General features: G+C 67.4%; 11 protein-coding genes and 3 pseudogenes. 9 read left to right on the top strand and 5 right to left on the bottom strand.

Features of this window, described 5'->3' with window-relative positions:
- Positions 1–14 precede the first annotated feature (14 nt).
- Together ACWDR3_RS45530 and ACWDR3_RS45525 are read right to left on the bottom strand one after the other, a co-directional pair.
- Positions 15–764 (bottom strand): transposase family protein, encoded by a 750-nt coding sequence (locus ACWDR3_RS45530; protein WP_450358587.1) that lies wholly within the window; start codon positions 762–764, stop codon positions 15–17.
- A gap of 360 nt (positions 765–1,124) precedes the next feature.
- Complete coding sequence (locus tag ACWDR3_RS45525; RefSeq protein ID WP_362081828.1) at positions 1,125–1,526, bottom strand: hypothetical protein; 402 nt, start codon at positions 1,524–1,526, stop codon at positions 1,125–1,127.
- 305 nt (positions 1,527–1,831) lie between these two features.
- Between ACWDR3_RS45525 and ACWDR3_RS45520 the strand changes: the two are divergent.
- A pseudogene (locus ACWDR3_RS45520) lies at positions 1,832–1,936 on the top strand (IS5/IS1182 family transposase); the annotation flags it as partial.
- 191 nt (positions 1,937–2,127) lie between these two features.
- A pseudogene (locus ACWDR3_RS45515) lies at positions 2,128–2,714 on the top strand (IS5 family transposase); the annotation flags it as partial.
- An 819-nt stretch (positions 2,715–3,533) separates the two neighbouring features.
- Here ACWDR3_RS45515 and ACWDR3_RS45510 read toward each other — a convergent pair.
- Positions 3,534–3,752, bottom strand: a complete 219-nt coding sequence (locus ACWDR3_RS45510) for a hypothetical protein (protein WP_450358586.1) — start codon at positions 3,750–3,752, stop codon at positions 3,534–3,536.
- A 217-nt stretch (positions 3,753–3,969) separates the two neighbouring features.
- On the opposite strand from ACWDR3_RS45510, the gene ACWDR3_RS45505 reads away from it, so the two are divergent.
- Positions 3,970–4,383, top strand: a complete 414-nt coding sequence (locus tag ACWDR3_RS45505; RefSeq protein WP_450358585.1) for a DUF6086 family protein — start codon at positions 3,970–3,972, stop codon at positions 4,381–4,383.
- 556 nt (positions 4,384–4,939) lie between these two features.
- Here ACWDR3_RS45505 and ACWDR3_RS45500 read toward each other — a convergent pair.
- Complete coding sequence (locus ACWDR3_RS45500; protein ID WP_450358584.1) at positions 4,940–5,425, bottom strand: MarR family winged helix-turn-helix transcriptional regulator; 486 nt, start codon at positions 5,423–5,425, stop codon at positions 4,940–4,942.
- A 422-nt stretch (positions 5,426–5,847) separates the two neighbouring features.
- Here ACWDR3_RS45500 and ACWDR3_RS45495 point away from each other — a divergent pair, with 422 nt between their 5' ends.
- On the top strand, positions 5,848–6,825 hold the full coding sequence (locus tag ACWDR3_RS45495; RefSeq protein ID WP_450358583.1) for a hypothetical protein: 978 nt from the start codon (positions 5,848–5,850) through the stop codon (positions 6,823–6,825).
- Positions 6,826–6,885: 60 nt separating this feature from the next.
- Complete coding sequence (locus ACWDR3_RS45490) at positions 6,886–7,842, top strand: quinone oxidoreductase family protein (RefSeq protein ID WP_450358582.1); 957 nt, start codon at positions 6,886–6,888, stop codon at positions 7,840–7,842.
- Between the two features lie 296 nt (positions 7,843–8,138).
- Here ACWDR3_RS45490 and ACWDR3_RS45485 read toward each other — a convergent pair whose 3' ends face one another.
- Positions 8,139–9,008 (bottom strand): acyl-CoA thioester hydrolase/BAAT C-terminal domain-containing protein, encoded by an 870-nt coding sequence (locus tag ACWDR3_RS45485; RefSeq protein WP_450358581.1) that lies wholly within the window; start codon positions 9,006–9,008, stop codon positions 8,139–8,141.
- Between the two features lie 95 nt (positions 9,009–9,103).
- On the opposite strand from ACWDR3_RS45485, the gene ACWDR3_RS45480 reads away from it, so the two are divergent.
- The 4 genes and pseudogenes from ACWDR3_RS45480 to istB all read left to right on the top strand — a co-directional run bounded on the left by ACWDR3_RS45480 (position 9,104) and on the right by istB (position 10,928).
- Positions 9,104–9,520 (top strand): hypothetical protein, encoded by a 417-nt coding sequence (locus ACWDR3_RS45480; protein WP_450358580.1) that lies wholly within the window; start codon positions 9,104–9,106, stop codon positions 9,518–9,520.
- Positions 9,406–9,885, top strand: coding sequence for a Mu transposase domain-containing protein (locus ACWDR3_RS45475; protein WP_450358579.1), 480 nt, complete (start codon positions 9,406–9,408; stop codon positions 9,883–9,885). The genes ACWDR3_RS45480 and ACWDR3_RS45475 overlap by 115 nt, the downstream gene beginning before the upstream one ends.
- The gene (locus ACWDR3_RS45470) at positions 9,882–10,151 is read left to right on the top strand and encodes a hypothetical protein (protein ID WP_450358578.1); all 270 of its coding nucleotides are present in this window, start codon (positions 9,882–9,884) and stop codon (positions 10,149–10,151) included. The genes ACWDR3_RS45475 and ACWDR3_RS45470 overlap by 4 nt, the downstream gene beginning before the upstream one ends.
- Positions 10,148–10,928 (top strand): annotated as a pseudogene (gene istB / locus ACWDR3_RS45465) (IS21-like element helper ATPase IstB). The gene ACWDR3_RS45470 and the pseudogene istB overlap by 4 nt, the downstream one beginning before the upstream one ends.
- Positions 10,929–11,001 lie beyond the last annotated feature (73 nt).

The raw sequence follows: 11,001 nt of genomic DNA, 5'->3' as shown, positions 1-11,001 counted from the left end.
CTCATTGAGCTTCTTCAGCGTTGCAACTCCAGTGTGAGGACGGCCTTGGCGATTGACGTCATGCGGTTGGGGCTGCAGCGGGACCTGCGGAAGATCCGCCAGGACTTCAGGCGGGCGACTCCGCGTTCGACGGGTGCGCGCGCTGCGGCCAGGGCACGGTTGCGAGTCTTCTCGGTGGGAGTCAGTTTCTTCAGGGGCCTGCGTTTGATGCCGGTGGTCAGCCACGGGCCGGCGCCCTGGTAGGCGAGATCGGCCAGGATGGGAACGCCCTGGCGCTCGCAGATCCGGATGATCCAGTGGGTGCGGGCAGCGGTCAGGTCGTGGGTGCGGCCCGGCAGGGCGGGCGAGAGCCACAACAGCCGGCCGCCGGGATCGGTGACGACCTGCACGTTCACGCCGTGGCGCCGGTGTTTGTGGGAGTAGTCGGCCCGGCCGTCGCCGACCCGGTCGCACTCGGCGAGAGTGCCGTCGAGCAGGACGAAGTCGGGATCATTCTCGCGCAGCGTCTTCAGCAGACCCGGTGCACGGGCGGCGAGGAGGTCGACGACTGCACTGGTGTAGGCATGCACGGTGGACTCGCTGATCCCGAACCCGGCAGCGATCTTCGCCAGAGTGATGTGCTCGCGCAGGTACACCAGTGCCACCATCGCTCGCTGGGACGGACGGAGCTTGCAGCGCCGGTCGCCCTCACGGGTGACGATCAACATGGTGACCCACTCCACGAGTGCATGCGGCAGGTCAAGTGCAGCAGGATGGACGACCACCGAGGCTCCCGAGCAACGTGATTGAGACGTCAGACATCTCGATCAACAGCCCGGGGGCCTCGCTCGTTGCGCTGCACGGGCCGTCACCCGATCGGTGGCCACATCGAAGAAGCTCAGTGGTTGTAGCCTCGGGCAGGGTGCTACCACCTGTGACTAGATCTTGCTCTGCACCCAAAGGGCGCTTCGCCTCATACCCCATGGACAGATCATCCCCGAGTGACCCGGAACTGATCCGTCAGGCACCGTTAACGGGAGGGAATGGGTCGCCGACATGGGGCGCCACGACGACGATGCCGCCGGTCTCGTGGACGAGACCGACGACATCAAGGAGGTGGTCCGGGGAGCTCGGCAGTGCTGCTCTCAGCAGTGCCGCAGACCGCGCGCGCTCGGATCGGCGTCGAACGAGGACGGTGTGTTGACCCAGTCCGCCGGGACGTAGCCCCACCCGTCGTAGCCAGGAGCGGTCCAGTCACCCTTGGTGTGGTACCAGGTGGTGTTGCCGCCGCCGTGCAGTCCACCATAGGTCCAGCAGTCGAACCAGCTGAAGGTGGAATAGAGCTGCCCCGTTATGTCCGCTTCGTGATAGGCGCCCGAGCGCAGAATGGCGGGGGCTCCGTTCCCGCACCACAGTCGGCCGTCGCTCGCCCGAACTCCGCACTCGGCGCTGGCAGCGGCACTGGCCGAAGGGGCGGCGATCACACCGCCCGCCGTCAGGGCGAGGGCTGCCATCCAGAGGGAGAGATACTTCCTGGTCCTGGTCATCCACTGTCCTTTTCTCACTGGTCCCCCGCTTCAGCCGCCGTAGCGGTGCAGGGGACGCCCAGCCGGCGCCTCGAACTGTAGGGCGGACCCGGGACGTTGCGACCCTGACAGATGTCAGGGTCACGATCAGCTGCTGGCGCGCGCCATGGTCCCGCCAGGCCGCCTGGCCTGGGTCACTTAAGGGCTGATCAACTGGCTGCACGTGCCGCTGCCCTGTACCCGAACGGCAGGATCGGCGAGAAGCTGCTCTGAACTTTGACCCGGCCGGATCTCCTCGCGCCAGCGGCAGTCTCATCGTCCTCCAGGTCGCCCGCCTGAAGTCCTGGCGGATCTTCCGCAGGTCCCGCTGCAGCCCCAACCGCATGACGTCAATCGCCAAGGCCGTCCTCACCCTGGAGCTGCAACGCTGAAGAAGCTCATTGCGAGGTCCCGTCGCGGAGCCGGCGCCGGCGCCGGGAACAGGTGGTAGCGGCCGGCGACCTGGAGGGCGTCGGTGGTGGCGGAGAGCCGGCGCCGTCGGTGAAGACGAGGCCACTCCCCCGGGACGGGCGAGGTCTTAGACGCCATTTCAGTTGGCGTGATCTTGCGGCAGTCCGAGGTGATGGCTGATGCGCTTGTCGAGCGGATGGCGCCGGGAGAGCTGTGGACGTTGTTCCAGCAGGTGGTGCCGCGCGCACCGGTTCGCCCGCAGGGTGGAGGGCACCGCCGGCGAGGGGGCCGCGAAGTGCTGGCGGCGAGCATCTTCGTGGCCACCTCGGGCTGCGCCTGGAACCAACTCCCTCCGGGCTTCGGCCTGTCGGGGGTCACCGCCCTCCGGCGTTTCACCGAGTGTTCCTAGGCCAGGGTGTGGGCCAAAGTCCACCGCCTGGTCCTGGACGAGCTCGGTGCCCGGGGTGAGCTGGACTGGTCGCGGTGCGCGATCGGCTCCGTCAGCATCCGGCCCCTCAAAGGGGGCAACGGACAGGCCCAAATCCGGCCGACCGCAGCAAGAAGGGATCGAAAATCCATCCCATCATCGACCGCCAGGGCCTGTCCCTGTCTGTCGGCATCTCCGCCGCCAACCTCCACGACAGCCAGGCCCTCATCCCGCTGGTCCGCGGCATCCCGCCCATCCGTTCCCGTCGCGGACCGCGGCGTCGGCAGCCCGGCAAGCTGCGTGGCGACAAAGGCTACGACTGCCGCCACCTGCTAGGAGTGGTCCAGGCGGTGCGACTGCGCGATGTCTGGCTCGTTGATGTGGGCATGGACCCAGAGGGCATGATCAGGCGGGCAAGCTCTAGCTGTTTCCAGCATCTTCGCCAGGCAGAGCAGTAGTAGTGCGAGCACGTCACGGCTATGATCCGGGCTGGAGAAAGCTCCGCCGCGGGGGTGCATCGTGTGCGGGGGCATTGTGTGCGATCGCTACACCTTCGCCTATTCGTCTCCTTCAAGTCGGGGAATGACGAAGACAGATCATCATTTTGAGATGGCCTTTACTTGCCAGGCAGCGATCGACGCTTCAACTTCTACTGCACGAGATAGAACGGGTGGGGGAACCTGTGAGAAGAACTCTTCGATCAAGCCTGGCTGCCGCGTTGATGGCTATGGCAGCCCTCAGTCTCGCAATTCCGGGTGCTGCCGGCGCCACTGACAACTCCACCAGTGCCACCGGGTACTCATACCGCTGTGCGACGGGGTACGCGGAATCACTGTCCGACGGCGTGAAAATCCTGACCGCGCCGGTAAATGCTGCCGATGTCCTGGTGACCGTAAAAAAGGGCAACATTAGGCAGTGCGCCCCGAATTATTACGTTACCGGACAGCGCTACAACGGGTGCGGGGTGTACGGCGCCAGCGCTTGGATCTACCTGTGGACCCCATACGGAAACGGTTATTCCGCCATGACGTGTTGGTCTGACTCCGACTACTAGGCCCCTGTCCTGCCGATCGTCGCGGGCCCGCGACTTCCCCGCGGCCCGAAAGGCGTGGGAGGGTACGGAGAATTGTTGCGTGCCTGCCGAGTTCGGCCTACAGCAGGACGATGTCGCAGCACAGGGCCTCATTGTGGCGGTCGAGGATGCGGGCGCCGTCGAGCAGGGCGAGCGCCTTTGCGGCTTCGCGCAGCTGGGCTTCACGGGTGGTGGCGGCCGTGACTTCGACGGCGAGTTCCTCCTGGGCGACGGCGTGGGTGTCCGGGGCCGCGGCGGCGAGCAACTCGCGCCCGGTAGGCGCCCCAGGGGGCACCATGGGCGAGCGAGGAGATCAAGGTGCCTTACGCAGCGCTCTCCTGAGGGCACGACCCTCCGACGGGCGTGGGCGCGGGATGATCTCCACACGCTTGCCGTCCGCCTCTACAAACACAGACGTTTTGGGTGTGTCACTTTCAACGGACTCTGGTCCACTTTTCATGGAGGGCTGACTGACCGTAATGTCGGCCTCCGATGACCGGCAGTGAGAGGCTGATGTGAGCCAGTACTACGACTTAGGTGACCGAACCCTGTGGAACCCGTCCAGCGGGGCGTCCCGGCTGTTCATGAGCCAGGTCACCGTCTATCAAGCCGAAGTGGGCCTGCCATCCGGCATCGGCCCCATGGAATCTGATGAGTGTCAGATCGACCCCATCGCATTCGCAGTGTTCGTCGACGCCCTGCTCGGCTGGCATAGCAAAACCAGGCACGCTGTCATGGCCACACAGTCCGAAGGGTTCGTTGCCACGGTGCTGGCCTTGGCTGAGATAGCGAACATCGAGGTGAGCTGGCAAGCGGCCGAGCGCGCCGAGAGCCACTATCTCAAGACGGCTTCGGATCCCCATGCAAAGGAGTGGACAGCCGCGCTGCAGCAGAAGTCACGGGAGCTCGTCCGACACATGGCGCCCTGAGCTTCATCTGCCAGCACCTTTTGGCAACTCGGGAACGTGGCCCTACGTGTAGAGCAGGACACGCTTGCGGAGGAGATCGAAGCCGGCTCGGCTGGACATCTGGGGCTTGAGCATCTTGATCCTTGTGCCGGGCGACTCGCTGTGAGAGGGAATGCTGGACATGACCACTTGAAGAGCACCGGCCGGGCGGCAGCACTGGCGCAAAGTCTGAACCTGGGACACGGTCTCCGACGTAGACCGTCGGATCTGTGCCGCCTGCGGAACGCCCGTCCGCTGATACCAGTACCGCTTCCATCCGTCCGAGTCCTCCATGTTCGAGCGGTGCATCGGACTCGCCTGGTCCCAGTTGCCGGATCCACTCCGGCAACTCGGCATCTCACCCGGACGTTTCCGGCGCCGCGCCCCGGAGCCGGCCGACAACCCGGCATAGACCACATCCAGGCACAAGTGCCAGCGCCCGGCGCACGCTGCGGCCAGCCTGGTCCGCCGGGCCTTGGCCGCGCAGGAGGACCGCCGACGCTTGACCGTCGCCTACGCCAGCGGTGTAACGCCGGCCTCAGTCATCGAGGGAGCGGTCGTCCGGGGCGATGGCGCGCATGATGCGTCGGCCGATCTCGCGCAGCTGCCGGGACTGAGCCTTGGTCAGCGGGTCGAAGACCAGACGGCGAACTTCCTCGACATGGCCGGGCGCGGCTTCGTCCAACTTTGTCCAGCCCTCGTCCGTCAGGATCGCGAGGGTGTAGCGGCCGTCCGCCGGATCCGGGGTACGGCGCACCCAGCCGCGCTGCTCGAGCCGGGTGACCACCTGGGACAGGCGCGGCAGCGAACTCTCGACGTGCGTCGCCAGCACGCTCATCCGCAGGGTGCGGCCAGGGGCCTGCGACAGCATGGCCAGCACCTGGTACTCGAAGTGGGTGATCCCGGCGTCGCGGCGCAGCTGCTCATCGAGCGCGGCGGGCAGCCTGACCAGCGTGCTGGCCAGGGCGGTCCAGGTCTGCCCGTCCTCAGTGTCGAGCCAGCGGGGCTGTTGCGGAACGTCCATGAGGGCAGCATAACTTAATATTTGAAGTGATCCAACAGTCCGAATGACTTGCATCGTGAAGTGATGTGGCGGTAGCTTCAGTTAAAGCGTTAACTCAAAGAGTGCTGGCGGCAGCGCCCGCAAGCTCGCCGTCACGCCTCAGCCCGCCACGACCGTCCAGCGGCCCGCTGGACTTCGACATCACGCAGAAATGCACGTGAGCATGACCACGTCTGTCATCGCCCTCAGCGTCCACGCCGCCGCCCCTGCCACTTTCTGACCGGTGGTTCCGGCCGTCTCCCGCCCAGATTCAAGGTCCCGAGGTACCGGCCGTCGGGTGCAGCGGCGCCTGCACCAGTGGCATCCACAGTCTCTGAATTGCCCATTACGGAAAGGCATTACAGATGAAGCACGCGAACCAGCATGGAACTTCGAGGCGGACGATGCTCCGCATCGCGGCTGCGGCCGGGACCGCCGCCGCGATTGGTGTCACCGGGAGCATCGCGTCGGGAACGGCGGGAGCGACCACGACGGAGGGCAGCCGGACCGGGGGACTGCCCTACCCGGCCGGTGTCACGGACACTTCGCACTGCACTCCCGAAGTCGCCGCCGTCTTCCGCCGGCTTTTCACCGCCAAAAGCAAGCATGACGCCGCCGGATTCCTGTCCTTCTTCTCCAAGGCGCACACAAGCTACATCGACGCCAGCCTGGGCGTCGCCATGCGCAGCTGGAAGGAGATGAACGACTTCTTCACCCCCTTCCTCTCGACCGTGCCTGCCGATGCGCTCTCCTATCCGCTCCGTATCGTCGGCGACGAGCGAAGCGCCGTAGTCGAGTTCGTGGACACTCCCACGTTCTTCGGCAAGGAAATTGCTGCCCTCAGCTCGGTCACCTTCGACAGCAAGCGGAAGATCACTCGCTGGATCGACTACTGGGATGGCCGCAGCTCTCTGTGGCCGAACACCATCCCCAGCACCTACCCCACCGACTTCAGTGATTCCGAGCAGAACGTGAATCACGCCGTCGTCCGGGTTGCCCGGGAGCTCCAGGCCGCATTCGCGGCGGGCGACGGCGCCGCGGCCGCCGCACTGATGTCCCCCGACGTGGTCGTCGAGGACGTGGCCACGCACACCCGCCTCCGCAGTGCGATCCAGGCCCAGCGTTACTACACGCGGGCGCTCGGACGGCTCCCGTACGGCCCGGGCGCCGCAGCGGTTCACGCCGCCGGCGGCCGCCGGGGTGGCGGCTACGAGTGGTCGGCGGGCTCGCAGGCAGCCCCGTTGCAACGCGGCCACACCGGTTTCGAGCTCGACGCAGCCGGCAAGATCAGCCGCCTGACCACCGTCTACGACTCCAGCGTCCTCAGTGACGCCGCCTACCAGTCCCTGGTCGGCCTCGCCGCGGAGGCGCCCCTGTCCTGAGCCCAGGCCCGGATCCCGTCAGATCGAGCGGAGCAGTCACCCCATGGAGAGAAGGACAGCATGCAGGCCGCAGTCATCCACACACTGGGCACCGGACCGGTAGTCGGGGAGTATCCCGACCCGCCGGCAGATCAGCGCGTCGCGGAGGTCGTCGCGGCGGCGCTGAACCCGGTCGACGTTGTCATCGCCGGCGGGAAGTTTCCGTTCCGGCAGGCGCAGCCGCCGTTCGTAGCAGGGTACGAGGGCGTGGCTCGCCTCGGCGACGGCTCCCATCGCTACTTCTCGGACCCGCAGCTGCCATACGGCTCGCTCGCCGAGCTGGTCCCCCTCGCCGGGGCCGATACGGTGGCGGTTCCGGCCGGGCTTGACCCGGCGACCGCCGTGGCGCTGGGAGGGTCCGGGATAGCCGCCTGGCTCTCGCTCGCCCAGACCGGGCGGCTGAGGGCCGGGGAAAGCGTGCTCATCCTCGGCGCCGGCGGCCAGGTCGGCGGGATCGCGGTCCAGGCGGCCCGGCTGCTCGGCGCCGCGCGGGTCGTCGCGGTGGTGCGGGACGACTCCGGCCGCAGGCGGGCGCTGGACCGCGGCGCCGACGTCGCCGTGTCGTCCAAGGAGGCCGGCAGTCTCCTCGAGCGGCTGCGGCAGGCCGCCCCCGACGGTGTCGATCTGATCCTGGACGCGGTCTGGGGGCCGGTCATCGCTCCCGCCATCGAGATCGCGCGCCGCGGCGCCCGGGTCGTTCAGGTCGGAAACTCCGGCGGCCCTCTCGCGACGCTGCCGGCGCCCGTGCTCCGCGGCAGGATGGTGACCTTCCTGCCGCACGCGACCCCCCTGTTCACCGCGGGCGAGCGCGCCGCCGCCTACGAGCGGCTCACCGCGCACGCGGCCGCGGGAGAGGTCAGCGTCAACGCGGAACGGGTGGCCCTCGCCGACACGCCTTCAGCCTGGAAGCGCCTCACCGCCGGCGGCAGCAGCCGCAAGCTCGTCATCACGCCCCAGCCGGCGGAGCAGGAGGTGTGAGCCAGGGCGACAGCCGCGGACAACGCCTCCGGCCCACGACGCCGGTCCACCGCAACGGGGGAAAGCGGCGGACCGGCACCACCCCCACGGCCCCACAGACGGGCCCAGAGTGTGCACCATGGCGCCAGCTCCCTGGCCGCGGGACCAACCGGCGAAACCGACGAGCAAAGACCCCGCCCGCAGGCGCGGGTGGGGCCGGGCACCATGCGGGGCGGACAGCGAAGGGGCAAGTCGCACGCGAGCGGATCTTCGACGGACTCCTCAGCAGACTCGACGGAGAAGCCTCCTGGCGAGCATCAGCAACTGAGGGGAGCCGTGCCGCTGAGCCGGTCGAGGATGTACGACCACGCAGTCTCCCCCAAGAGCGCGTCAGCTCCGGGCGTGCCTCCGTACAGGAAGTGCGGGGAGTCTAGCGCCGGGCTTTCGCCGGGAAAGCGTGGTCGGTGGCCGGCATCGTGGCGGGCGATCAGATGCGCAGTGGTCCCGGCTGAGCGTCGGCGTTCTGCCAGTTGTTCGGCGAAGCGGAGCGAGGGCCACATCGCGTCGTCGCCGCCGGCGACGAGCACCAGATCGGCCCGGGCTCTGTCGACGGGGATCTCTGCCCGAGGGAGCAGGTGAGCGAAGCTCCGCTCGCTGAGTTCGTACCATCCGCAGATGGCGACCGGACCGCTGCCCGGGTTGACGGGGGTCCAGGAATCATCCAGCGGAACAAACGGCAGGGGCTGCCCCTGCCAAGTCCAGGAAGAGCGATACGGTCGCTGTCCCCCGTCGAGGCCCGGGCCCACATTGCACCAGACTCGCGAGGTGGGTGACAGCGCGATGACAACGTCCACGCGCGGGTCGTGCACGGACGTGAGCAGAGCTGCTTCAGCTCCCTTGGAGACGCCGAGGATGCCGATGCGCCGAGCCCCGCTCATGGTGAGGAGGTCGATCGCGGCGGTGAAGGTCTCCAAGGGGATTTCGCAAATTCCCGGGGACTGTCCCGGTCCGCCGAACCAACGGATGGACAGAGCAAGGATGCCCTGCTGGGCGAGGATGCGTGCTCTCTCGTGTTCGATGCGTCCGCTGGAACCGGCCAGGACCAGAACGCCGACGTCACTGCCGTGGGTGGGCGTGACAAGAACGCCTTCCCAGGGATGGTTCAGCTCGTGCTCGGCAACGTCCACAGTTCCCCCGGCCCGACGCGTCGCGGTCAAAGAACGTCTTGGCAGCTTCTCAGACACAACCGGAGGCTTGAGATCGAGACCCGCACATTAGAGGAGTGCCGGCCGGTCAGGTCCGCTACGACAACCTCACCCCGGCGGTGAAGAAGGTGATCTTCCGCAGCCGCTCGCGGGAGGAGAACCCGCGCTGGACCGACTTCCACGAGTACTACGGATTCACCCCGTTCTACTGCGAGCCGGGCCTGCGCGGCGCCCACGAGAAGGGCAGGGTCGAAGGCCAGGTCGGCTACTTCCGCCGCAACTACCTCACCGCGGTGCCGCAGGTGGACAGCCTGGACCAACTCAACGCCCGGTTCGCCGAGTTCGAGGCGAAGGAGGACGAGCGGCGGATCGGGGCGAGGTGCGGACCATCGCGCAGGACTTCGCACGCGAAGCCGGCCATCTGCTGCCGCTGCCGGACGATCCGTTCGCCACCGGCATCACGCTCGCTCCCCGCGTCGACCGCTACGGCATGATCACCGTGAAGATGTGCCGGTACTCGTTCCCGGTCCGCTTCATCGACCGCAAGGTCACCATCGCGCTCACCTGCGACGACCTGACCGTCTATGACGGCCGCCGGGAGATTGCCCGCCATCGGCGGCTGACCGATCGCGGTGCCGAACATCTCGTGCTGGACCACTATTTGGAAGCCCTGGTGACCAAGCCAGGGGCGCTGGAACGCTCCGTGGCCCTCCACCAGGCCCGCGCCGAGGGCACCTTCACGGCCGTCCACGAAGCGTTCTGGGTCGAGGCCAAGAAGGCCCTCGATGACACCGAAGGAACGAAATCCCTGGTCAAAGTCTGTTGCTGCACCGCCACCAGCGGCACCCCGACGTGGTGACCGGGATCCGTACGGCCCTTGCAGCGGGGACCTTCAACGAGGACGTCATCGCGCTGGAGGCACACAAGGCGGCCCAAGCGGCCGGGCCGGCGCCGACCATCATCGCCGGCACACCCGCCCCGGAACCCCTGCCTCTCGACCCGGCCCCGGTCACGCACCTGACCACGCGCCGTCTCGCCCGTGCTGTGCCCGCCAACCAGCGTCCCCTGCCCCGCCTGGAGCAGTGGGACGAGCTGTTGCAGATTCGCCGGAAGGACTCATCATGACCACCGCCCATCACGCGCTGACCGCACAGGCATCCGACGCGGCGATCGACACTGCCTGCCGTCCGCTGCGGCTGCGCCCAGGCCACCGACACGATCGCCCGGGCCGAACGAGAGGGCCTGTCCTACGCCGGGTTGCTCGCCGAACTGCTGATGGCCGAGTGTGAGGATCGGGACCGGCGCCGGGCCGAACGACGCATCCGGGCAGCTCACTTACCCCGCGAGAAATCGCTGCGGGAGTTCGACTACCGGGTCAATCCCCACGTCGATCCGGCGATCATCCACGATCTCGCCACCTGCGAGTGGATCGCAAAGGGTTACCCATTGTCTCTGATCGGGGACTCGGGCACCGGCAAGTCGCACCTGCTGATCGGGCTGGGCACCGCAGCCGCTATCGCCGGCTACCGCGTCGGCTACACCACCGCCGCAGCTCTGGTGAACGAGCTGGTCGAGGCGGCAGACGACAAGCAGCTGGGCAAGACCATCGCCCGCTACGGACGCGTCGACCTTCTCGAAATCGACGAGTTCGGCTATCTCGAACTGGACCGCCGCGGCGCGGAAATGCTCTTCCAGGTTCTCAATGGGCGTGAGGAGAGGACCAGCATCGCGATCGCTTCCAACGGGGCGTTCACCGGCCGGAGCCAGACCTTCACCGATCCACGGCTCTGCGCGGCGATCGTGGACCGGCTAACCTTCAACGCCACCATCATCGAGACCGGCACCGAGTCCTACCGCCTGGCCAAGACCAAAGCCCGGGCCCAGAAGACTCAGACGAGCTGACGGCCGCCGCATCGTCGTGCGGCGGCCGACGGCGTGGTGCAACGCCGAAGATCGGAAGAGCGTCGGGGAGGGG

It is taken from the genome of Streptomyces sp. NPDC001002 (genome assembly GCF_053599215.1).
This window is presented reverse-complemented; position numbering and strand designations above follow the sequence as displayed.

Coding starts and splice junctions, on each gene's coding strand:
- ACWDR3_RS45525 (WP_362081828.1), bottom strand. CDS start 1,526: ATGACCAGGACCAGGAAGTATCTCTCCCTCTGGATGGCAGCCCTCGCC.
- ACWDR3_RS45510 (WP_450358586.1), bottom strand. CDS start 3,752: ATGGTGCCCCCTGGGGCGCCTACCGGGCGCGAGTTGCTCGCCGCCGCG.
- ACWDR3_RS45500 (WP_450358584.1), bottom strand. CDS start 5,425: ATGGACGTTCCGCAACAGCCCCGCTGGCTCGACACTGAGGACGGGCAG.
- ACWDR3_RS45495 (WP_450358583.1), top strand. CDS start 5,848: ATGCTCCGCATCGCGGCTGCGGCCGGGACCGCCGCCGCGATTGGTGTC.
- ACWDR3_RS45490 (WP_450358582.1), top strand. CDS start 6,886: ATGCAGGCCGCAGTCATCCACACACTGGGCACCGGACCGGTAGTCGGG.